Consider the following 23,388-nt stretch of genomic DNA (forward strand, 5'->3'; position numbering starts at 1 on the left):
CCCATTAGAAAAACATTCTAATAGGCCTGTTAAAATTACGCTTGGATATGACGTGCAATTTTTTCCGTTAAACGAGATGTGATTTTTGGTAATACTACTTTAATTGCGGGCGTTAATACAGCCCCAGATAAACCACCTGCATTCATTTCTACTGTACCAGTCATATATGTACCACCATCTTTTGGCTCTGCTTTAAATTCGCCGCCACCTGAGAAATTGTCTGACAACCCTTTTATTTCAAATTTAATGCTCGATGGTTCGTTCATTTCGACAATTTTAATTTCTAATTGGATTTTTTTTGATAAACCTTTGAAGTTACCTTCGAACGTCCAATGCGATGTTAGTTCATCAATTTGCTTATGATCTTTATAGGCTGGAACTAATGTTGCCCATTTTTCGATTTTGCTTACGAAAGCCCATACTTTGTCTTGAGCTACAGGAATTTGTACTGAATGTGATGCTTGTGCCATATTACTACACTTCTTTCTAATTAAATCGTTAAATGAAAGTCATTTACTATTCTAGTATACATAAAATTACGGATGACTAAAGTATTATTTTTCATTTAATTGTTGTGTATTTTTATCAAAATTCGCTTTATTTAAAGCATTCGCACCTTTTTTCATAATCAATGAAAACTAAACTCCCTATATCAATAACACTAGTAATAAAGTAGCTATCTCTTACAAACACGATTTCTTCATACAATTGTAACATCCCTCTCATATTAATACTTTCAACCTATATACTTTCCATATATATCGTTTTTACTATTAAAGTTAGCTACAAATTTTATACTTAAAGTAATTATTCCCAAAAATAATAATCAGTACTTTTTTATTAATTTTTTCTAAATAATTCAATAAAATATATCCATCGATGAATAGAATTAACATATAATAGGTAATGAATCGTTTGCATATAAAGTTAGGAGTGTAACCTATGCCAAAAATTGAACAACTATTGCTGCGGGATATCGTACCTGGTGATGTTCTTGCTGCCGATATATATGTTGACCGCCAACTAATCATGACAAAAGGTAGTCCCATCACAGAAAAAGCGATTGATTTACTTAAAAGAAAGAGTGTACATTTTGTTTCGATTTACTATAAAGAACAAGTTATGGCACCAATTGATTTAAATATCCCTAATGTCAAATCAGATACCCTTCAGCCAACTGAAAGCTTAACTTTTAACTTTGCAGCTATTTCTGAAGAAAATTACGAAACCTTTGACTTCTACGCTATATTAGCTGAACTAGATATTGAAATTCGTTATGGAGAAATATTAAAGGATGAGAAAAAAATTGATTACTTACAAAAATTATTAGCTAAAATTTTATCAAATAGTGATTATAAAAATTATTTAATGCAGTTAAGAGAATGGGATTATCATTCTTATCTACATTCGATTGATGCCTATATTATTGGAACTTTATTTGCGCGCCATTTAAATTTAAAAAATATAGAGCGTTTGGCAATTGGCTATTTACTACACGATATTGGGAAGCTTAAAACTCCGCGTTCTATCTTATCAAAGCCTGGTCGCTTAACTGCACATGAATTTGAAGAAATGAAAATGCATACGCTCCATGGTGAAAAGATTTTCAAACAAATTGGTTTATCGGATTTAGCTTACATCGCCAAATCACACCATGAACGTCGTAATGGTGAAGGTTATCCTGAAAGTGCACCAACCATTTTTACAACAGAGCTTGAGCTGCTTCAAATTATTGATGTTTATTCTGCTACAACAATGAAACGAACATACCGTGATGCGATGCGTGCAGCAGATGCCTTTAGTTTACTTTACCGTGACGAAGAAAAATTTAATGATAGTCTATTAACATTATTTGTTGATTTTATTAGTATTTACCCTGTAAATTCAATTGTTCTATTATCAGACGGCTACCACGGAATTGTCGAAAAAACAAATCCACAATTCCCAACGTCACCACGTGTGAAATGTATGGAAACGAATACTTCTTTCCATATTTCAATTAACAACGATATTACAATTATTAAAATGATTTCACACCAAACTGAAGATAAGACAGCGCTTTTAAATACGTTTTACAATGAACTTGTTAGCGCAAATGTAGAAAGCGCGAAAAAAACCTATTTAAAAATTGTAGACAACTTTAAAGTTATCGAATATTTCACGAAAATCTTTATTCCTGTCTATCAAATTCTAAATTTACTGCATATGCAAAAGGCCATTTCTGACAAAAAGTATGCGGATGTCATCAATTATATGAAGCAGCTCATGCAACAAAAAGTAAATGAACAAATAGAAAATAATTTATATAAAGAAAATGTTTTAATTTTGGTTGATGATCAATTTAAAAATGATTACTTCTTCTCGGTATTTTTAGGTCTCATTCATAATGATCGCGTGATGCCACATATCATGCCGTTAAACGCTAATCTTGATTTAATTTTAAACAAGCTAGACACTGCAGAATTTACAACAACATGCGTCATTAGTAATTCCCATACCGATACGTTGTTATTGTCATATTTACCAAATATGTATGAAGTACCAAAAAATAAAATCGAAAACTATTTAATCGGTCTTATTGGTGATAATAAGGATGTATTCAACTTCCACTATTTACTCGAAGATTTAGCTGTGGAACAACCGTTTGTTTTTCTTTAATATAAAAGTGGCTATGCAAAAAGGGCGACCTGAAACACTTCTCGGCCGCCCCCCTTATTATGCTAAAAAGCACCTTTTATTTCACTTCAAATTTATAGCCAAACCCTCTGACTGTTTGAATATACTTTGGCTCCGCTGGATTCGTTTCAATTTTTTTGCGTAGCATACTAACTTTGTAAAGAGATGCACCTGTCCCCCGTTTATGTACACAATTTTTTCTTCAAAATCAATTAGCATATTATCTAATTTAAGCCGTTGCTTTTTCATACCCTTCTTTCGATTAATATCTTGCAATCACTTCTTTTGCAATAAACGGCTTCGTTATACATAATATAAACAATTGTTTTCTTGAAATAAAATTAGACTGTTCAGAAAAAAATTTCTGAACAGTCTTTCATAAAAAATGATTATTATTTTACAACGATGTTTACTAATTTCCCTGGAATTACGATAACTTTTACAACATCTTTACCAGTAATGAATTCTTGTACTTTGCTATCTTCAAGCGCAACTTTTTCTAATTCTTCTTTAGAAACGTCTTTTGCTACTTTTACTTTGGCACGAACTTTACCTAATACTTGCACAACGACTTCGATTTCATCATCTACAAGCTTAGATTCGTCATATGCTGGCCACTGTTCGTACGTAATTGTACCTTCGTGACCTAAAATTGTCCAAAGCTCTTCTGCTACGTGTGGAGCGATTGGTGATAATAGTTTTACAAAGCCTTCTACATATTTAGTAGGAATCACTTCTGCTTTGTAGCAATCATTGATGAATACCATCATTTGTGAAATCGCTGTATTGAAACGGATACCTTCGTAGTCTTCTGTCACTTTTTTCACTGTTTGATTGTACATTTTTTCTAATGATTGATCATCTGATACTTGTACTTTATCGGCTAATTTGCCTTCGTCTGTCACGAATAAGCGCCAAATACGATCTAAGAAGCGACGTGCCCCATCAAGACCATTTGTAGACCATGCAACAGATGCTTCTAATGGACCCATGAACATTTCGTATAAACGTAATGTATCGGCACCATGAGATTCGATAATATCATCAGGGTTTACAACATTCCCTTTTGATTTCGACATTTTTTCGTTCCCTTCACCTAAGATCATCCCTTGGTTGAATAACTTTTGGAATGGCTCTTTCGTGTGAACAACGCCTAAATCGTAAAGCACTTTATGCCAGAAGCGTGCGTATAGTAAGTGCAGTACCGCGTGCTCCGCGCCACCGATATAAATATCAACCGGTAACCAACGCTTTAATAATTCTGGGTCAGCAATTGCTTTTTCATTTGTCGGATCGATATAGCGTAGGAAGTACCATGAAGAACCAGCCCATTGCGGCATTGTGTTCGTTTCACGACGACCTTTTTTTCCTGTTACCGGATCTACAACATTTACCCACTCTTCAATATTCGCAAGTGGTGATTCACCTGTACCTGAAGGACGGATGTTTGTTGTCTTCGGTAACTCAAGTGGCAGCTGGTTTTCAGGAATTGTAGTCATTGTACCATCTTCCCAGTGAATCACTGGAATTGGCTCACCCCAATAGCGTTGACGGCTGAATAACCAGTCGCGTAGACGATAAGAAATTTTCTTCTCTCCAACACCATTTTCCTCTAACCAAGCAATTGCTTTTTCAATACCATCCACTTTGTTTAAGCCATTTAAGAAATCAGAGTTAATGTGAATACCGTCACCAGTGAATGCTTCGTTTTCGATATCGCCACCTTCTAATACAGGTGTAATTTCTAAACCGAATTCTTTTGCGAACTCGTAGTCACGCTCATCATGTGCAGGAACCGCCATGATTGCACCTGTACCATAAGAAACTAATACATAGTCGGCAATCCAGATCGGCACTTGTTTGCCGTTAATTGGGTTCACAGCATAAGCACCCGTGAAGACACCCGTTTTTTCTTTCGCTAAGTCTGTACGCTCTAGGTCAGATTTTAGAGAAACCTTTTCTAAATAAGCTTCAACTGCCTCTTTTTGTTCTGGCGTTGTAATTTCAGAAACAAATTTATGCTCTGGTGCAAGTACACAGTAAGTTGCACCGAATAATGTATCTGGGCGAGTCGTAAATACTTCGAACTCTTTTTCTGTACCAGCAACTGTGAATTTCACTTGTGCCCCTTCAGAACGTCCAATCCAGTTACGTTGCATTTCTTTAATTGACTCTGGCCAATCTACATCTTCTAAATCATCTACTAAACGGTCTGCGTATTTTGTAATACGTAGTACCCATTGACGCATCGGTTTACGTACTACTGGATGACCACCGCGTTCAGAAACACCATCGATAACTTCTTCGTTGGCAAGTACTGTTCCTAATGCTTCACACCAGTTTACAGCGATTTCGTCTACATACGCTAAATCCATTTCCACTAATTTCGTGAAAATCCATTGCGTCCATTTGTAGTAGGAAGGGTCTGTTGTATTAATTTCACGATCCCAGTCATACGAGAAGCCTAATTCGTTAATTTGACGTTTGAATGTAGCAATGTTTTTTGCAGTGAATTCTGCTGGGTCATTTCCTGTATCAAGCGCGTATTGCTCTGCTGGTAAACCGAAAGCATCCCAACCCATTGGATGAAGTACGTTGTAACCTTGCATACGTTTAAAACGAGAAAGGATATCTGTCGCTGTGTAACCTTCTGGGTGTCCTACATGAAGACCTGAACCCGATGGATAAGGGAACATATCTAATGCGTAGAACTTCGGTTTATCGACTTCGTTTTCTGTTTTGAATGTTTTGTTAACATCCCAATATGCCTGCCATTTTTTTTCGATTTGCTGATGATTAAAGCTCACAATAATTTCCTCCTTTAAATACGATTGATTGTTCTGCTAGGAAGTATTTCTAATTCGCTTGTAAATTAACTGAATATTTGAACAATAAAAAAATCCCGCCCCTATCTTGTGAAAGACAGGGACGAGAGAATATTGTTAACTCCCGCGGTACCACCCAAATTAGTGACACAGCACTCAGCTTGTAGATTCTTAACGCGAATTCACGGCTTTACTTACTAAGTGTTCAGCAAAGCATACTCCGAGGCGAGTTCAATTTATCACCTACTAGCTTACACCAACCGCTAGCTCTCTAAAAAGTGAAGCCATCTACTATTCCTCATCACAGTTCAATTTATTATTATTTCATTCATTTTAATGGATAGATGGTAAAAGTACAAGTGGGAGTTTTACGTATCCTTCAATGCTCTGTCATAAACCAAACACGGGATAATCGCGACTAATGTAATAATAGATAAAATGATCATTAACACTTGCATACCATAAACATCCACCATGAAGCCACCAAACACTGGGCCAATCATACGTCCAATCGTTGTAGCACTGTTTACTAAACCTTGATAAAAGCCTTGCTGTCCTTGAGGGGCTAGCTTGTTTGCAATTAACGGAATGACCGGTGAAAAGAACACTTCACCGAATGTTAAAATAACCATCGCTGCTACAAATATTTTAAAATCTTGTGCAAAATAAACGACCATATAAGATACAGACATTAACACTAAACCAAGCACTAGTTGATGCTTAACTTTCTTTTCCCAACGTGTTACAAGTGGTTTAATAATCGGTTGTACCGCGACAATCATAAAGCCATTTATCGTCCATAGTAAGCTATACTGCGACAAACTCATCCCTAACCCTTGAGTATATGACGAAATGGTTGCGCTCCATTGCGAATAACTTAGCCAACAAACAACAAGTGAAATACTTAAAATTGCAATGGCCAATATCGGACCTTTTTGACGACCTTTCTCCCCTTGCGAAATCGCTTTTGTCGTCACTTGATCTACGTCAAAACACTTGAATGTCGTTAACACAAGAATGAAAAATAGCACATAGAAAAATAGATTTGCACTAAATACATAATCAAATTTAATATCAGCCACAATTCCCGCAAGTGCTGGACCAATAGCAACTCCAACATTATTTGCTAAAAAAATCGAGTTAAAGGCTTTTCGTCCCCCCTCTGGCCAAGCACTACCAGCAATCGCATAAATTGCTGGATATACAATCCCCCCACTAAAGCCAAGCATCGCTAAAAAGATGACATATTGGGGCCATTCATGCCAAAATGTTAATAACAAAATCGATAATAAATTGAGCACAACCCCAATAAATATCGCTTTATAGCCCCCCAATTTATCAAATAAAAAACCACCAACTAAATTACCAAACACCCCTGCTAATGAATTCAGCATAAGAACAATTCCAGCAACCGTTAATGACTTCCCTAAATGATCATGTATGTAAATACTATTTAAAGGCCATAAAAATGAATTTCCTACCGTATTAATAAACGAGCCAATAATTAATAACCAAACTTGTTTCGGCACAAAATTTCCCCCTTCAAAAACGACCTCAAACAACAAGTTTATTCTTAATATTAAAAATACACAAGAAAAAGATTTTCTATTAGTACAGTTCTTAGCTCCATGATAAAATAAATGCTTAGAGGAGTGAAACAGACTTATGACTGAAACAAATTTCCCTTTCCCTTCAGATGGAAAGCGTTATTATACATGGAATCGCTATTTACGAAATGAATTCGGGAAAAAGGTATACAAGGTAGCACTAGATGCTGGCTTTGACTGCCCTAACCGTGATGGTACAGTTGCATTTGGGGGTTGTACATTTTGCTCGGCAGCTGGTTCAGGTGACTTCGCTGGCAATAAAGTGGATCCAATTCCCGTTCAATTTGAGCAAATCAAATCAAAAATGGAAAACAAATGGAAAGACGGCCTAACGATGGCTTATTTCCAAGCGTACACAAATACACATGCTCCCCTTGAAGTATTAAAGGAAAAATTCGAAGCAGCATTAGCTTGTGAAGGCGTTATGGGCTTATCAATCGCCACTCGTCCTGACTGTTTGCCAGACGATGTTATTGAATATTTGGCGGAATTAAATGAACGCACATATTTATGGGTAGAGCTTGGTTTACAAACGGTACACGAAAAAACAGCAAACTTAATTAACCGCGCACATGATTACAAAACCTATGTTGAAGGAGTTAACAAGCTCCGCAAACATAACATTCGTATTGTGACACATATTATAAACGGCTTACCACTTGAAGATTACGATATGATGATGGAAACCGCACGTGAAGTGGCAAAGCTTGATGTTCAAGGCATCAAAATTCACTTATTACACTTATTAAAAGGCACACCGCTCGTAAAGCAATACGAAAAAGGCATGCTTGAGTTTATGGATAAAGATGCCTACATTAATCTCGTGGCGGATCAACTTGAAATCATTCCCCCAGAAATGATTGTACATCGAATTACAGGTGACGGCCCTATCGATTTAATGATTGGTCCAATGTGGTCAGTGAACAAATGGGAAGTGTTAAACGGTATCGACGCGGAGCTTGAACGACGCGGATCATGGCAAGGAAAGCACTACAAGGCTGATGTGACAAGCGAATGAAGCTAGAACGAGTTATTCAATACGCACAAACACTACTACAAATGTCAGTTGCTGAAGGTGATATCGCCGTTGATGCGACAGCTGGTAACGGGCATGATACGTTATTTTTAGCGAACCTTGTTGGCGATCATGGTTTTGTTTATGCGTTTGATGTGCAGAAAGAAGCCGTTGATGCAACATTACACCGTTTACTTGATAATGCATTAGAACACCGTGCCATCGTGTTACGCGACGGCCATGAGAATGTAGCAAAATACGTCAATAAGACGGTATCAGCAGCCATCTTTAATCTTGGTTATTTACCAGGCAGTGACCACGAAGTTGTAACAAAACCAAACACAACAATTCAGTCACTCGAAAGCCTACTTAAATTATTAAAAGTAGGAGGCATGATTGTATTAGTTGTCTATCATGGACACGAAGGCGGGAAAGAAGAGCGCGATGAAGTGATTCGCTTTGTTAGTAATTTACCGCAAAAATACATTCACGTACTGCGCTATGAATTTATTAATCAAAAAAATGACCCACCGTTTATCATTGCATTAGAAAAAGTAAAAGAATTACCAAGAGATTTTGAGAATTTATTTTGACCACCGCAGAAGCACCGCCTATAACGGATAAATAATATATGAGACGAGCACTGTCCAAAACGGAAACATTTTTTTGACAGCTCCCCTTTTAGAAATGAGGGAATATATGCGATTATGGCATTATGAATTGATACCTTATTTACCAAAAAGCCAACTTCTTGCACAGTGGCGCGAGCTCAACAGTATTTTTGCGAAAGAAGACAAACACATTCTCATCAATTATATTTACGAATACCCAAAGACCGATTTATATGTATACACAGAGCTCGTACTACAAGAAATGAAATTGCGCGGTGTCAACATTCGAACGCTTGATAAAATGGCACGCTATTTTGAAGGCATTGAAATTCCCACTACTTATAAGCCGTTCGCGAAGCATCATAACGAACCGTATTTAACCATTTGCTTCTACAATTTATATGAAAAATTTATTCGCGGACAAAAGGATTTTTCTTCAGAGCAATTTACAACACTTGAAACATTTTACACGTTAGATAAACCTATTTCTCGCAATAATAATGTGAAATAATGGCTATACTTACGTGGGATTTTTTGAAATATTTTATACTTTCCTATCCACCAAAAAGGGCAGACCGAATTAATTCGGTCTGCCCTTTTCCATTATTATTTATTTCGCGTTTCCCAAAAATCAGCATTTTTAATGCCGAGCTTCTTCGGATCAAACTCTGGGTCTTTCCCCTCTTTTTTCTGCTGCTCATAGTCTTTCAACGCAATTAACGCTGGCTTCATGATGAATAGCATCAAAATAACGTTTATCCAAACTGTTAAGCCTAATCCTACGTCACCAAACGCCCATGCTAAATCAGATGTTTTTACCGTACCGTAGAATGCAGAAGCTAATAAAATAATTTTCATTGCGAAAATACCAATTTTTTCGGTATTACCTTTAAACATGTATGATACATTTGTCTCTGCAATGTAGTAGTAAGCCATTAATGTTGTAAATGCGAATAAGAATAATGAAACCGCAACAAATCCTGAACCAAAGTTATTTAATGTAGGGAATGCATCATTTACAGCTGCTTGTGTAAAGCCTGTATATGTGATTGCTCCATCTAATTTCGCCTCGATTAATGCACCATCTTGACTCCCATCATGTACGTTGTATGTCCCCATGAATAAAATCATTAATGCCGTCGCAGAACATACTAATAATGTGTCAATGTAAACCGATGCTGCTTGAACTAAACCTTGTTTTGCTGGGTGAGAAACTTCAGCAGCTGCGGCTGGATGTGCACCAGTACCTTGGCCTGCTTCGTTTGAATAAATCGCACGTTTTACACCCCAGAAAATCGCACTACCAATCATACCACCAAATAGTGCATCCGTTGCAAACGCACTACGGAAAATTAAAGATAAAACAGCTGGTACTTCTGAAATATTCATAATGATAATAATAAATGCAACTAACATATACGCTAATGCCATGAATGGCACTAAAACTTGTGCTACGTTGGCAATACGTTTTACCCCACCAAAAATGATGATTCCAAGTAAAACAATTGTTACTAATCCAGTGATCCAAGGCTCAATACCAAATGCATTTTCTACTGCACCTGAAATGGCGTTAGCCTGTACCCCTGGCATTAAAACTGCAACCGACATAATCATTGCAATTGCAAAAATAATACCTAACGCTTTAATACCTGTCGATTTTTCGATATAAAATGCAGGACCACCACGATATTGCCCATCTTTTTTTTCTTTGTAGATTTGGGCTAATGTTGATTCCATATATGCTGTAGATGCACCAATGAATGCTGTTACCCACATCCAGAACACAGCACCCGGACCACCAAATGCAATTGCCGAAGCTGTCCCGATAATATTACCTGTACCTACACGTCCTGATAATGCAATCGACATCGCTTGGAACGACGATACACCCGCGTCTGACTTTTCCCCTTTAAACATTAGAGAGAACATATCGCCAATAAGTCGAACTTGAGCGAATTTTGTTAGAATCGAGAAAAATAACCCGACAATTAAAATACCGTAAATCATTACTGGGCCCCATAAAATATTATTCGCCCATCCTACAAACTCATTAATTAATCCCATAAGTTTCCCCCTTGTTGGCATAGTGTATTATTTTAAAGTTTAGTATATTACAAATATTCTAAAATTTCGATATATTTTTTCGTGAAATTTTAAAAGCCTAGTAAAATGGAGTCTCTACTAGGCTTTTCCTCATTCAATAATGTATCCCAAATCGCGCAAAGCGTTGTTTATAAAGTCTACGCTATATCTAAAAACTTCCTCTCGTTCTAGCTCAAAGTATAAGCTATGCATGCACCCTTTCCACTGTTTAAATTGGAATTCTGAGTGTGCCGTTTGTTCATAAGCCCATTTTTTTGTTGCTTGAACATCGGTAATTTTATCATTTTCACCCGTCATCACTAATAGGGGAACATTAGGTAATTTAAATTCTGAATCACGTATGATACGTGTTACTTGCTGCCAATCACGATACCATTTCACTGTCACTGTATTAGTTAATGGCAAATATTCTTTTAGCTCCATTAACACATCCGTGTTACGTGTAAAATGTTGTAACGTCAACTCATGCTTCAGCTTTACATTAGACGTAATAACACTAAAGCTAGATAGCGCATTGGATAATTTTCCTGGAGTTAATTTTAAAGTTAGCCACGGTGAAGTTAATATGATTCCAGCACAATCAAGTTTTTTCTTTTGAAGTACATACGTTGCAATCGTGGCACCTAAACCATGACCAACGACAAATAATGGTAAATTATATTCTAATGCTACTTTAAATAATAATTTCGTATATTTATAATATCCTTCGAAATCTTCATCATGATATCTTGCAAATTTCTCTTGCTCCCCATGTCCAGGTAAATCTCCCATTACAACATGAAAACCTGCACTTCTAAACTTTTCAATTAACCATGCGTACCAGCGATGCTGTTCATAAACACTATGAAGAATGACGATTACTGCTTTCGGTTGCTGTTCTGTTTCCCATTTCCACATGGTCAAACCACTCTTTCATTCAAATTTCTATTTTCTATCATACATTGTGCCTCAAATAAATGCTAATTGAAAATTTCCCTCTATCTGTTACGATAATAACAGCAAACACTATTTTATATAAGAATCGAGGAATTGCACATGATTTATCCTTACAAAGACAAATCACCTAACATTCATCCTAGCGCGTTTGTTGCGGATTATGCAACTATAACAGGCGATGTAACAATTGGGGCTGAGTCAACTATTTGGTTCAATACTGTAATTCGCGGTGACGTCAACAAAACCGTAATTGGTGAACGTGTTAGTATCCAAGATTTATCTTGTCTACACCAAAGCCCTGCTTATCCTTTAATTGTTGAAAATGAAGTAACAGTAGGTCATCAAGTGACGCTACATAGCTGTACAATAAGAAAACGTGCACTTGTAGGTATGGGTTCCATTATTTTAGATGGTGCTGAAATTGGTGAAGGAGCGTTCATCGGTGCAGGTAGCCTTGTCCCTCCAGGTAAGGTAATTCCACCAAACTGCTTGGCAATGGGGCGTCCAGCAAAAGTTGTACGTGAACTTACAGAAGAAGACCGCGCGGACATGGATCGAATCATCCGCGAATACGTTGAAAAAGGGCAATATTATAAATCTTTACAAAACACTCCAGCAAATAAGAGCGTTTAATATTATACAGTTTCTTCCTATTGTATAGGTATAAATTTTTCGAGTATCAAAAAAACAAATAGAGCCATTATTAGCAAGTTACTAATAATGGCTCCATTTTTTATTTTATAAACCTGCTTTTTCTTTTAACAATTGTGCTTTGTCTGTATTTTCCCAAGGCACATTTAAGTCCGTACGACCAAAGTGACCATAAGCAGCTGTTTGCTTATAAATAGGACGACGTAGGTCTAACATTTTGATGATACCAGCTGGACGTAAGTCAAATAATTCACGTATCCACTCCACCATTTGAGATTCTGCTACTTTACCAGTACCGAATGTATCAATTGCGATTGATACAGGTTGTGCTACCCCGATTGCATAGGCTAATTGCACTTCTGCGCGATCTGCTAAACCGGCTGCTACGATATTTTTAGCCACATAACGTGCTGCATAGGCCGCAGAACGGTCTACTTTTGTAGCATCCTTACCAGAGAATGCACCACCACCGTGACGTGCATAACCACCGTAAGTGTCCACAATAATTTTACGACCTGTTAAACCAGCATCCCCTTTAGGACCACCGATTACGAAACGGCCCGTCGGATTGATGAAGTACTTTGTAGCTTCGTCTAATAATTCTGCTGGAACAACTGGTGCAATAACATGTGCCTTCATGTCCGCTTGAATTTGCTCTAATGTTGCTTCTTCATCATGCTGAGTAGAAATAACGATTGTATCGACACGAACTGGTACGTTGTTTTCATCATACTCAATTGTTACTTGTGTTTTACCGTCTGGACGTAAGTATGCAAGCTGACCAGATTTACGCACTTCCGATAATCGACGCGCTAATTTATGCGCTAATGAAATTGGCATTGGCATAAGTTCTGGCGTTTCGTTACATGCATAACCGAACATTAAGCCTTGGTCACCTGCACCGATTGCTTCTAACTCGTCCTCTGACATTGAACCTTCACGTGCTTCTAACGCTTGGTCTACACCTTGTGCAATGTCAGGAGATTGCTCACCTACTGCTACAAGTACTGCTAAGTTTTCGGCATCAAAGCCATATTTACCACGCGTGTAGCCGATTTCTGCTACAGTGTCACGGATAATCCCTTTCATATCTACGTATGTAGATGTTGTAATTTCACCAGATACTAATACTAATCCAGTAGTAACTGTTGTTTCACATGCTACACGTGCATTTGGATCTGCTGCTAAAATTGCATCTAAAATTGCATCTGAAATTTGATCACAAATTTTGTCTGGATGTCCTTCCGTTACACTTTCTGATGTAAACAGTCGACGATTTGCCATGTTTATTTCCTCCTAAAAAACCTTACAAGTATTTTTGACGGTACTCATTACGCCCATGTTCAGCTTCTTTGCTTTATCAACACGAGTTATTCGAAAGGTATTTTAAGGAAACTTCCTTTTATAAAATAAAAAACCTTTCGCTCTGATCTGCGCAATAGTGCACAGCGAGGAAAGGGTTACGTTCGTTCATTACCTTTCACTCTTATCGTTCAAGGAAAAATCCTTGCATCAGATTGGCACCAACGCATGTCGTGAATGTTCATGCAGGTTGCCGGGTTTCATAGGGCCTGACCCTCCACCAGCTCGGGATAAGAGTATCCGTTCAATTAAATATCTTACGTAAAAAAGCTTTTACTGTCAATTAAATTTGTCTTATTTCATACAGTTTTCAAACAGCTAAAATTTCCTAAAAAAATAATACATAATTAGTATAGATTATTATAATCAATGTGTTATACTATTTTTGAATTAACAAATAACTCCCCTACACAAGGGAATAATATAAAAAAGGATGGTATTTAATAGATGAATTCGGTAGAAATTGCTAACGAGCTGAAAGAACTTTTAAATGGGGAAAACATTCAAACTCAATTATCAGTTCCACAATTAGTTGAAAAAGCTACATCACGTGGAGAAGCAATGTTAACTGTAGAGGGCGCATTACGTGCCGAAACAGGTAAATATACTGGTCGTTCTCCTAAAGATAAATATATTGTTGAAGAAGAATCTTCAAAAAATAAAATCGACTGGGGCAAAGTAAACCGTCCAATCTCTGCAGATGTTTTTGATAATCTTTATGTAAAAGTAATCAATTACTTAAAAGAGCGTGATGAATTATTCGTATTCAACGGCTATGCAGGTGCAGATAAAGATTCTCAATTATCTATTAAAGTAATTAATGAATACGCTTGGCATAACCTATTCTGTCATCAATTATTCATCCGTCCTACTGCAGAAGAATTAGCTACTCACATTGCTGACTTCACAATCGTATCTGCTCCAAACTTCAAAGCAGATCCACAAGTAGATGGCACGGATTCTGAAACATTTATCATTACATCACTTGAAAAGAAAATCATTCTTATCGGTGGTACAGAATATGCTGGAGAAATGAAAAAATCTATCTTCGGTATTATGAACTACTTATTACCAGAACAAGATATTTTCCCAATGCACTGTTCAGCAAACGTTGGTGAAACTGGGGACGTATCATTATTCTTCGGTTTATCAGGTACTGGTAAAACAACTTTATCAGCAGACGCTGACCGTAAATTAATCGGTGATGACGAGCATGGTTGGTCAGACAACGGCGTATTTAATATCGAAGGTGGTTGCTACGCTAAAACGGCAAACCTTTCTCCTGAAAACGAACCAGAAATTTATGCAGCAATCAAATTTGGTTCGGTTTTAGAAAACGTAGTAGTTGATGCACACACACGTGTAAGTGACTACAGCGACCTTTCATTAACTGAAAACACACGTGTAGCGTACCCAATCGACTACATCGAAAATATTGCAGTACCATCAGTGGCAGGACACCCAAATACGATCATCTTTTTAACTGCAGATGCATTTGGCGTATTACCTCCAATCTCTAAATTAACAAAAGAGCAAGCAATGTATCACTTCTTAAGCGGCTTCACTTCGAAGTTAGCAGGTACAGAGCGCGGTGTTACTGAACCAGAGCCAGTATTCTCTACATGCTTCGGTTCACCATTCTTACCATTACCTGCAACAGTTTATGCTGAGCAATTAGGTAAAAAAATCGACGAGCACGGTTCTCAAGTATTCTTAGTAAATACTGGTTGGACTGGTGGCGAATACGGTGTTGGTAGCCGTATGAAGCTTTCTTTCACTCGTACAATGGTACGCGCAGCAATCGAAGGAAAACTAAACAATGTGGAAACAACTCAAGATGCTGTATTCGGATTAAACATCCCAGTAGCTGTTGAAGGTGTCCCAACTGAAGTATTAAACCCTCGCGATGCATGGTCTGACAAAGCAGCTTACGATAAAAAAGCAGCTGAGCTTGCAGACTTATTCAAAAACAACTTCACAAAATTCGTAAACGTAGACGAAGCAATTGTGAAAAAAGGCGGTCCTTTAGCATAATTCGCTAAATCCATACGACATAATGTTTAACTTTGGAGTGCATTTTCAGAACTCCTCCCTAATTTGGGTAAACATCAAATAAATGTATATCATATTAGAAAAAGGATGTTACGCACAGGTCTAATGCGTAACATCCTTTTTCGATTTCATCCAATCGCATAATTTTTGTACGGTTATCCGATTTAATTTAGCTGGGTAATGATGTTTTAAGCCATATGAAAACCACGTTTCAACTGACTTCCCTTCATCTTTTAAATATAGCTCGAGCTGATAGGCATGCTCAATATCAACATGCTGGTCTTCTGTACCATGAATAATTAACACAGGTGCATGAATTTGTGCAACATCATATAACGCTGTACGGTCCTCATAGTTTTCTGGTACTTTATTTGGTGTACCACCTACGATACGTTTTAAGCCTCGGCGCATATCAACACGCTCCCAATACGTAGCAGTCGCATCCGATACTCCCGCCCACGTTACAAGTGATTTGACTTCATCACTTAATATTGCGGTCCATAATGCCATTAAACCTCCGCGTGAAAATCCGAAAACATTCACTTGCTGTACATCAATAAATTGCTTTAGTACCGCAATAGCACTAATCGCATCATAGCGATCGTCACCAGCAAACTCATCCTTCCCTTCACCACCACGATTTCCACGATAATACGGCGCAAAGACAACGAATCCATGTTGGGCAAATTGTGCGATACGCGCAGGGCGTACCATGCCAATCGATTGTAAACCTCCACGCAAATAAAGAATGGCTTCGTAATTGCCAGCTTCTTTTGGGCGCGCTAATAGCCCTTTAACACGAAGTCCCTGCGAGTAGTAAATTACTTCATCTAGACGTATTTGTCGGTTAGGTGAAGGATATGGGCGTATTGAAAAGATATTACCATTGTCATTCATGATTTTTCACTTCCTGCAACATCTTTTTCATGCCAGCATCTCGCATATAGAAACTTAAGTGGGGCTGCTGCCAAAGCTCCTCTTCCGTCAACCATAAAATTCCATCGGTCTCATAATCACCAACAAACGTCTCAATTTCTTTTACCTTTGCTGTAAATACCGCCTTGCAAAATGGAATTTTATCATGTACAACATAGTACGCAAACCACTTTATATCTTCTACAATAACATTCGTTTCCTCATACACTTCACGAATGGCCGCCTGCATCAATGTTTCATTCTCTTCCTGCTTGCCGCCAGGAAATTCTACTCCACGGCTACTATGAATTGTACAAAGCCATTTTCCTTCGTGTTGTACAAGTGCTAGCACATGCTTTGGCTCTACTTCAAATGGTCCTTCATCAAAACGTAAATCTACTTGTAATCCGTTTTCATCAATAAATGTAAACATTCGCTCAACTCCTACTTGTAAGTGTAACGAACGAATGAACATCATTCAATATGGGATATCGTCATTCTAACGAAAATAAGGTAACTGCTCTACAAAGCTTTTTGCCTCATCGTCGCCAAATTCATGAATAAGTGCGTATACCTTTTGCAGACGGTAATCAAGCTCATGATTTAAGCGGTCCATATGGTACGGAATAAACGGCATATGCGCTCGAAATGCATTCGATGCTTCTATGCTTTGCATTTGTGAAAATAGTTTTGAAAATACCCGTGCCTTAATGGGGTCCATTTGCAGCACAAATTCATACGACGATCCTGGATGCATATTACACGTTAAATAAACGACAGATACATAGATATTTCTCTTTTGCATGTTATTTCACCTCAAGTATTAGCATGCTTAGCATCAAAAAAACTATGCAAAAAAAACGACTCCATAATCGGAGTCGTTCCCTTTTTAGTTACCTAAATATGCGTTTAACATCCAAGCATGTTTTTCTAGGCTTTGGAATGTTGCGTTCAGTAAATCTTCCGTACGATCATCACCAGCTTCACCTGCTGTTTCCATCGCTTTCTTTAAAGCTTTCATAATCGTTTGGAAATCGGCAAGTGTTGATTCAACCATTTCTTCCGTTGACTCTTTCCCTGTCGCCTCTTCGATTAATGATAATTCCAAATGCTCTTTTAGCGTTGCAACTGGTTTACCACCCTTAGATAAAATACGCTCTGCAATATCATCTAAATTAATCGTTACTTCGTTGTATAACTCTTCAAATTTAGTGTGTAGCGTGAAGAATGATGGACCATTTACATACCAGTGATAGTTATGTAATTTTGTATATAACACTGACCACGTAGCTACTAATTCGTTTAACTGTCCATTTAACTTTTTCTCTGCCATGCTTGTCACCTCATAGTTTATATTTAAAATCTCGAGTTTAATAGAGATTTTATCCCTAATTGAAAAACATTATCATTAATATAATAATACACCATTTTAATAATTGCTGTGACAAAACCTCGAATTTTACTCACCTTTAACATTATTGCCCATTAAGAATGTTTTAAAACATAATTTATTCAATTTTTATGCCGTCCATTTATTGTAATATAGAAGGGAGTATTTATAAATGGAGGTAGCATTATGAAGATAACGATCATTGTTATTGCTGTAGTAGTCATTTTTATTATTACTGGATTATTTTTAACAGCCGTCAACTGGGGTTATAAAGTAAAGCACACTGTAGACACAATTACACATGATGATTCTGAACAAATGAAAGAGGTGAAAAAATGAGCTTACCAATTGTTTTGATTATTATCGTAACGATTATGGGGATATTTGCGTTCTCAATTATTTTACTTGCACGAAAAAACAACGTATCATTAAAGCAGACCATTGATGAAAAACCGATTCGAGCTTATAAAAATGGAGAACAAAAATAACAATGAAAAAACTTTTTATCGGCTTTATTCGCCTGTATCAAAAATACTTATCGCCAATGAAGCCTCCATCATGTCGTTTCCATCCCACTTGCTCAAGCTATGGTATTGAGGCCATACAAAAGCATGGGGCCATTAAGGGAACATTAATGACCATTATCCGCATATTAAAATGTCAGCCACTACATCCCGGCGGCTTTGATCCTGTGCCAGATAAATGGCCTTCGAAAAAAAACTAATTTTCGAAGGCTTTTTTTATTTGTATTTTCTACTATTATCTTATATAATAAATAATGTTTCAAAAACATAAATCGTAATTATTACTATTTAAGGGGCATATAGCGCATGAAAAAATGGTTTTTATTTATTCCACTATTATCGTTAATATTAGTGGCATGTAATTCTAATGACGACACTACTTCTCCAACGCAATCAGAGGATACTTTATCTGTTTATACAACGGTATATCCGTTACAATATTTCGCAAAACGTATCGGCGGTGACTATGTAGATGTCACTTCAATTTACCCTGCAGGCGCAAATGAACATACATTTGAACCAACGCAGAAAGATATGATGGCTTTAGCTGATTCAGATATTTTCTTCTATATTGGTCTTGGTTTAGAAGGTTTTGTTGAAAATGCCAAGAAAACTTTGGCAAATGAGGACGTGAAGTTAGTACCTGTTGCAGAGGGAGTAACAGAGGAACAACTTCATATTTCAACTGGTCATACACATGCAGAAGCAGAAGAAAGTGATCATGATCACGATGATGAACATGAAGGGCATACGGATTCAGAGCGCGATGCACATGTTTGGTTATCACCTGTTATTTCACAGCAATTAGCATTAACTATTAAAGATGAGCTTGTAGCTGCTTTACCTGAGCAACAACAAACATTTACAGCAAACTACAATGCATTAATAGCAGACTTAACTACATTACATGCAGATTTTGAAAAAATGGCATCCGAAGCTACAACGAAAACTTTCTTTGTATCACATGCAGCGTTCGGATATATCGCTGGTCATTACGGACTGACGCAAGTTCCTATAGCAGGCTTGAATTCACAAAGTGAACCATCACAAAAAGAGCTGACATCTATTGTAGATTTAGCCAAAAAAGAGAACATCGAATATATTTTCTTTGAGCAAAATATTTCATCAAATTTAACAAAAATTATTCAAAATGAATTGGGCGCAAAACCCCTTACATTGCATAACTTAAGCGTATTAACAAAAGAAGATATCGAAAATGAAGAAGATTACTTCACATTAATGCGTAAAAATATCGATGCATTAAAGCAAGCGTTAAACTAAAAAAGAGGGCTTTCACGTTATTGTGAAAGCTCTCTTTTTTAATTTATTTTGCTGCTACAAAAGTCTTTTTTGTTTGTTGAAACTGTTTTGCTGTAATTGCCGTTGATTCCAATGTTTTTAAATTCATTTGATAATATTTCTTATCTTTTTCACTCATATAAAATAGGTTATTTTTAACCGTATATGCTTGCGTTGCTATATGAAAACTTTTATACTTTTCACTTTTGGCAACAGGATATTCTGATTTTTCCCAACTATGCGTTGCTGCAATTTGTTTGTCGGTTAACATGAAGTATTTATAGCGTACTTCATCTGCATTATTACCGATTGGATCATCCCATGTTGGATCAACGTGGTACCATTGTTTATCAACGTTCACCAAAATCCATGCGTGACGCTCATTATTTGAATAGCCTTTCACATACTTAGCTTCAATTTTTAGCTCATCTAACATTTTTAACATTAATAATGCATAAGCCTGACATACACCCTTGCCTTCTGTTAAAAATGTATACGTACTATATTGGCTGTTTTTTGTGTTACTTGAATAGCTACCATTTAATACGATGTAGTCATGTACCGCTTTGATTTTTTCGACTTGTGTTGCATCTTTATTAATGATTTTTGGGAGAATTTTTTTAACTTCTTCTGTAACATGATTTTCTTTTTGCTTATTTGTTAAGTAGTTGATTTTAAAAGTTAATGTGCCGCTATTCCCTTTATATTTCATTGCCAATTGCCATTTTGAAACATTTTCATAAATGTATGAATTATTTTTGCGAATTTCATCCATTACACTTTGTACAAGCGTTTTCATTTTTGAAAAATCACCATCATATGCAAATGCAAAATCCGTATTATAATTACTTAATTCGCTTAAAATATCATTTTTTAACGTACGCTCGGTAGTAATGTTTTCTGCATATGCAGTTGTATTTCGCACTTCCCAATTCGATGTAGGTAAAACACTAAGTAACAGTATCACTATAAAAAATGGAGTAATTATTTTCTTCATATAAAAAACCTCCCCAAATTTTTATATTCAAATAATCTATTTCAATTTCTTATTACTAGTAATACCTTAATATTCAATTCTGTTTCAGCTCATTTAATTGCCTTCTAAGAAGTTTATTCGAACCATTTCTAGGTAAATTATTTACAAAATGAATTTTTTTAGGTTTTTTATAGCTCGCCAGATTCATTTCACAAAAATTCATCAATTGTTTTTCTGTGACAGGCGCTTTCAATACAACAAATGCTACGGGTACTTGTCCCCACTTAGCATCTTCAACCCCACATACTCCTGCTTCCTTCACTGCTTCATGTGCTAATAAAACATTTTCAATTTCAGCAGGATATATATTTTCACCGCCAGAAATGATTAAATCACTGCGACGATCCACAACATACAAAAAGCCCTGTTCATCCAAATATCCCATATCGCCAGTATGAAGCCAGCCTTCGTTAGTCGTCGATTTATCTTTAAACTTCCCAATATACCGAGGCGTTACATGTGGGCCACGCACTAAAATTTCACCGATACCCTCTTCATTTGGCGCATCAATTGTTATTTGATTAAAAAATAATGGCTTTCCTGCTGAACCAATCTTTAAAAACGCATCTTCGCTTGCTAATGTAGATGTTTGTGAGGATGTTTCAGTCATTCCATATGTTTGAGCTACACATAAATGGAGCGATTGTGCACGCTGTAAGTAAGCTGCTGGAACAGGACCACCACCAGCAAGCATCGTTGTAAAATTTTGATGTGCTGTTAAATTTGCTTGTTCCATTTCCGCTAAAATATTTTCGAGTGTTACAGCTACTACCGACATTTTCGTTACCAAGCCATTCGCAATTTCTTGTGCACAAGCTTGTGCATCGAATTTTTCATATAAACGTATTTTCATTCCATACAGCAATGAACGGACGATGATTGAAAAACCACTTATATGAAAAATCGGTACGGTGCATAGCCAAGCGTCTTGTTCAGTTAATCCTAAATTCAAAGCAGAGCTGACCGCGCTTGCACTATGGTTACCTACTGTCTGACATACACCTTTTGGAAAACCTGTTGTACCAGACGTATACATGATCGTCAACGCAAATTCATCGTTCCATTCCGACGCAATTTCAAATGGTTGTGGCTGGATTTTATGGAGCTCTGAAAATGATATTATTTTCACATTTGCTCCCAGTTTTTCAAGTTCCGAGTCTGCTACTAAAATCGCATCCACCTCTGCATCCGCAACTTGATAGCTCAACTCTTGCTTCGATAAACGACCATTTAGTAATACCATCTCACACTGTGCTTGCATACAGGCATATAACACTTCAATCAGCTTAGGCGTGGATGGTGCTAAAACAGCTACACGTTTCCCTTTTAAAAGATGATATGCATTTAGTTTGTATGCTAGAATGACAGATTTTTCGTAGAGCTCCTGAAACGTCCACTGCTCATCATGAAAACTAACAGCAATTCGATTTGGTGTTAAATACGCACGTTGTTTTATCCAGTTTGGCTGCATTTAAATTCCTCCTTTATACCAAAAAAAGAGCACACCTAAGTATGCTCTTTTCCTGAAAATCACAAATGAATCAAGGGAAACGTGGGAATTGACCGAAGTCAGGTTGACGTTTTTCCTTGAATGCGTCACGGCCTTCTTTTGCTTCATCTGTTGTATAGTAAAGAAGCGTCGCGTCACCAGCTAGTTGTTGGATACCAGCTAAGCCGTCTGTGTCTGCGTTCATGGCAGCTTTTAGGAAACGTAAAGCTGTTGGAGACATTTGTAACATCTCTTCACACCATTTTACTGTTTCATCTTCTAACTCTGCGTAAGGAACAACTGTGTTTACTAAGCCCATTTCAAGTGCTTGTTGCGCATCGTATTGACGGCATAAGTACCAGATTTCGCGCGCTTTTTTATGTCCTACGATACGAGCTAAGTAACCAGAACCGTAACCAGCGTCGAATGAACCTACTTTTGGTCCTGTTTGACCGAAGCGAGCATTTTCAGCAGCAATTGTTAAGTCACATACTACGTGTAGTACGTGGCCGCCACCGATTGCATAACCTGCAACCATTGCTACTACTGGCTTAGGAATTTTACGGATTAATGTTTGTAAATCTAAAACGTTTAAACGAGGAATGTTGTCGTCGCCTACATAACCACCGTTACCGCGTACTTTTTGGTCTCCACCTGAGCAGAATGCATGCTCGCCTTCACCTGTTAAAATAATTACGCCAACGCGCTCATCATCACGTGCACGTGTGAAAGCGTCGATCATTTCCGCTGTTGTTTTTGGACGGAATGCGTTGCGAACTTCTGGACGGTTAATCGTAATTTTTGCGATCCCGTTATAGAACTCATACTTAATGTCTTCATAAGTATGTAAAGTTGTCCATAGACGTTGCTTTGTCATCGATAGTTCCCCCTATTTTT

General features: G+C 37.1%; 23 protein-coding genes, 1 pseudogene, 1 riboswitch and 1 other annotated feature. Of the genes and pseudogenes, 10 read left to right on the plus strand and 14 right to left on the minus strand.

Annotation, left to right across the window (positions count from 1 at the left end; genetic code table 11):
* Positions 1–35: 35 nt before the first annotated feature.
* A complete protein-coding gene (locus LZ480_RS11245) occupies positions 36–470 on the minus strand; it encodes a CoxG family protein (protein ID WP_241369518.1) in 435 nt (144 codons plus the stop codon).
* A 472-nt stretch (positions 471–942) separates the two neighbouring features.
* On the opposite strand from LZ480_RS11245, the gene LZ480_RS11250 reads away from it, so the two are divergent.
* Positions 943–2,658, plus strand: coding sequence for an HD-GYP domain-containing protein (locus tag LZ480_RS11250; protein ID WP_241369519.1), 1,716 nt, complete (start codon positions 943–945; stop codon positions 2,656–2,658).
* Positions 2,659–2,734: 76 nt separating this feature from the next.
* Here the strand turns inward: LZ480_RS11250 and LZ480_RS11255 are convergent.
* From LZ480_RS11255 to LZ480_RS11265, 3 genes and pseudogenes are all read right to left on the minus strand, one after another.
* Positions 2,735–2,830 (minus strand): annotated as a pseudogene (locus LZ480_RS11255) (winged helix-turn-helix domain-containing protein); the annotation flags it as partial.
* A 238-nt stretch (positions 2,831–3,068) separates the two neighbouring features.
* Positions 3,069–5,483 (minus strand): leucine--tRNA ligase, encoded by a 2,415-nt coding sequence (gene leuS, locus LZ480_RS11260; RefSeq protein WP_241369520.1) that lies wholly within the window; start codon positions 5,481–5,483, stop codon positions 3,069–3,071.
* Positions 5,484–5,597: 114 nt separating this feature from the next.
* Positions 5,598–5,815: a binding site (T-box leader), on the minus strand.
* 54 nt (positions 5,816–5,869) lie between these two features.
* Positions 5,870–7,030 (minus strand): MDR family MFS transporter, encoded by a 1,161-nt coding sequence (locus tag LZ480_RS11265; protein WP_241369521.1) that lies wholly within the window; start codon positions 7,028–7,030, stop codon positions 5,870–5,872.
* A gap of 136 nt (positions 7,031–7,166) precedes the next feature.
* Between LZ480_RS11265 and LZ480_RS11270 the strand changes: the two genes are divergently transcribed.
* The 3 genes from LZ480_RS11270 to LZ480_RS11280 all read left to right on the plus strand — a co-directional run bounded on the left by LZ480_RS11270 (position 7,167) and on the right by LZ480_RS11280 (position 9,245).
* Positions 7,167–8,126, plus strand: a complete 960-nt coding sequence (locus tag LZ480_RS11270) for a TIGR01212 family radical SAM protein (protein WP_241369522.1) — start codon at positions 7,167–7,169, stop codon at positions 8,124–8,126.
* Positions 8,123–8,716: a class I SAM-dependent methyltransferase gene (locus LZ480_RS11275; protein ID WP_241369523.1), complete on the plus strand. Its 594-nt coding sequence runs from the start codon at positions 8,123–8,125 to the stop codon at positions 8,714–8,716. The genes LZ480_RS11270 and LZ480_RS11275 overlap by 4 nt, the downstream gene beginning before the upstream one ends.
* A gap of 106 nt (positions 8,717–8,822) precedes the next feature.
* Positions 8,823–9,245 carry a pyrimidine dimer DNA glycosylase/endonuclease V gene (locus LZ480_RS11280; RefSeq protein WP_241369524.1) on the plus strand — a complete coding sequence of 141 codons (423 nt, stop codon included), beginning with the start codon at positions 8,823–8,825 and terminating at the stop codon, positions 9,243–9,245.
* Positions 9,246–9,340: 95 nt separating this feature from the next.
* Here LZ480_RS11280 and LZ480_RS11285 read toward each other — a convergent pair whose 3' ends face one another.
* Both LZ480_RS11285 and LZ480_RS11290 read right to left on the minus strand, forming a co-directional pair.
* Complete coding sequence (locus LZ480_RS11285; RefSeq protein ID WP_241369525.1) at positions 9,341–10,798, minus strand: alanine/glycine:cation symporter family protein; 1,458 nt, start codon at positions 10,796–10,798, stop codon at positions 9,341–9,343.
* A 129-nt stretch (positions 10,799–10,927) separates the two neighbouring features.
* Complete coding sequence (locus tag LZ480_RS11290; RefSeq protein WP_241369526.1) at positions 10,928–11,734, minus strand: alpha/beta hydrolase; 807 nt, start codon at positions 11,732–11,734, stop codon at positions 10,928–10,930.
* A 138-nt stretch (positions 11,735–11,872) separates the two neighbouring features.
* On the opposite strand from LZ480_RS11290, the gene LZ480_RS11295 reads away from it, so the two are divergent.
* Positions 11,873–12,406, plus strand: a complete 534-nt coding sequence (locus tag LZ480_RS11295) for a gamma carbonic anhydrase (protein WP_241369527.1) — start codon at positions 11,873–11,875, stop codon at positions 12,404–12,406.
* Between the two features lie 105 nt (positions 12,407–12,511).
* On the opposite strand, the gene metK is transcribed toward LZ480_RS11295, so the two are convergent.
* Entirely contained in the window at positions 12,512–13,708 is a 1,197-nt protein-coding gene (gene metK, locus LZ480_RS11300; protein WP_241369528.1) for a methionine adenosyltransferase, read from the minus strand.
* A gap of 199 nt (positions 13,709–13,907) precedes the next feature.
* Positions 13,908–14,023: riboswitch (SAM riboswitch) on the minus strand.
* A gap of 210 nt (positions 14,024–14,233) precedes the next feature.
* Here metK and pckA point away from each other — a divergent pair.
* On the plus strand, positions 14,234–15,820 hold the full coding sequence (gene pckA / locus LZ480_RS11305) for a phosphoenolpyruvate carboxykinase (ATP) (protein ID WP_241369529.1): 1,587 nt from the start codon (positions 14,234–14,236) through the stop codon (positions 15,818–15,820).
* Between the two features lie 120 nt (positions 15,821–15,940).
* Here the strand turns inward: pckA and LZ480_RS11310 are convergent, their stop codons facing one another.
* From LZ480_RS11310 to LZ480_RS11325, 4 genes are all read right to left on the minus strand, one after another.
* On the minus strand, positions 15,941–16,735 hold the full coding sequence (locus tag LZ480_RS11310) for an alpha/beta hydrolase family protein (protein WP_241369530.1): 795 nt from the start codon (positions 16,733–16,735) through the stop codon (positions 15,941–15,943).
* Complete coding sequence (locus tag LZ480_RS11315; protein ID WP_241369531.1) at positions 16,728–17,186, minus strand: NUDIX hydrolase; 459 nt, start codon at positions 17,184–17,186, stop codon at positions 16,728–16,730. The genes LZ480_RS11310 and LZ480_RS11315 overlap by 8 nt, the downstream gene beginning before the upstream one ends.
* A gap of 66 nt (positions 17,187–17,252) precedes the next feature.
* Positions 17,253–17,558, minus strand: coding sequence for a transposase (locus LZ480_RS11320; RefSeq protein ID WP_241369532.1), 306 nt, complete (start codon positions 17,556–17,558; stop codon positions 17,253–17,255).
* An 84-nt stretch (positions 17,559–17,642) separates the two neighbouring features.
* Positions 17,643–18,086, minus strand: coding sequence for a Dps family protein (locus tag LZ480_RS11325; protein ID WP_241369533.1), 444 nt, complete (start codon positions 18,084–18,086; stop codon positions 17,643–17,645).
* Between the two features lie 243 nt (positions 18,087–18,329).
* Between LZ480_RS11325 and ytzI the strand changes: the two genes are divergently transcribed.
* The 4 genes from ytzI (at position 18,330) to LZ480_RS11345 (ending at position 19,948) form a co-directional block, all read left to right on the plus strand.
* Positions 18,330–18,482 carry a YtzI protein gene (gene ytzI, locus LZ480_RS11330; RefSeq protein ID WP_241369534.1) on the plus strand — a complete coding sequence of 51 codons (153 nt, stop codon included), beginning with the start codon at positions 18,330–18,332 and terminating at the stop codon, positions 18,480–18,482.
* Positions 18,479–18,631, plus strand: a complete 153-nt coding sequence (locus LZ480_RS11335) for a hypothetical protein (RefSeq protein WP_241369535.1) — start codon at positions 18,479–18,481, stop codon at positions 18,629–18,631. The genes ytzI and LZ480_RS11335 overlap by 4 nt, the downstream gene beginning before the upstream one ends.
* Positions 18,632–18,633: 2 nt before the next feature.
* The gene (gene yidD, locus LZ480_RS11340; protein WP_241369536.1) at positions 18,634–18,867 is read left to right on the plus strand and encodes a membrane protein insertion efficiency factor YidD; all 234 of its coding nucleotides are present in this window, start codon (positions 18,634–18,636) and stop codon (positions 18,865–18,867) included.
* 106 nt (positions 18,868–18,973) lie between these two features.
* Entirely contained in the window at positions 18,974–19,948 is a 975-nt protein-coding gene (locus LZ480_RS11345) for a metal ABC transporter solute-binding protein, Zn/Mn family (RefSeq protein WP_241369537.1), read from the plus strand.
* Between the two features lie 43 nt (positions 19,949–19,991).
* Here LZ480_RS11345 and LZ480_RS11350 read toward each other — a convergent pair whose 3' ends face one another.
* The 3 genes from LZ480_RS11350 to menB all read right to left on the minus strand — a co-directional run bounded on the left by LZ480_RS11350 (position 19,992) and on the right by menB (position 23,368).
* Entirely contained in the window at positions 19,992–20,963 is a 972-nt protein-coding gene (locus LZ480_RS11350) for a transglutaminase domain-containing protein (protein WP_241369538.1), read from the minus strand.
* Between the two features lie 73 nt (positions 20,964–21,036).
* On the minus strand, positions 21,037–22,473 hold the full coding sequence (locus LZ480_RS11355) for an o-succinylbenzoate--CoA ligase (RefSeq protein ID WP_241369539.1): 1,437 nt from the start codon (positions 22,471–22,473) through the stop codon (positions 21,037–21,039).
* 70 nt (positions 22,474–22,543) lie between these two features.
* A complete protein-coding gene (menB, locus tag LZ480_RS11360) occupies positions 22,544–23,368 on the minus strand; it encodes a 1,4-dihydroxy-2-naphthoyl-CoA synthase (protein ID WP_241369540.1) in 825 nt (274 codons plus the stop codon).
* Between the last annotated feature and the right edge of the window lie 20 nt (positions 23,369–23,388).

This window comes from Solibacillus palustris (assembly GCF_022549215.1).
GTDB lineage: Bacteria > Bacillota > Bacilli > Bacillales_A > Planococcaceae > Solibacillus > Solibacillus daqui.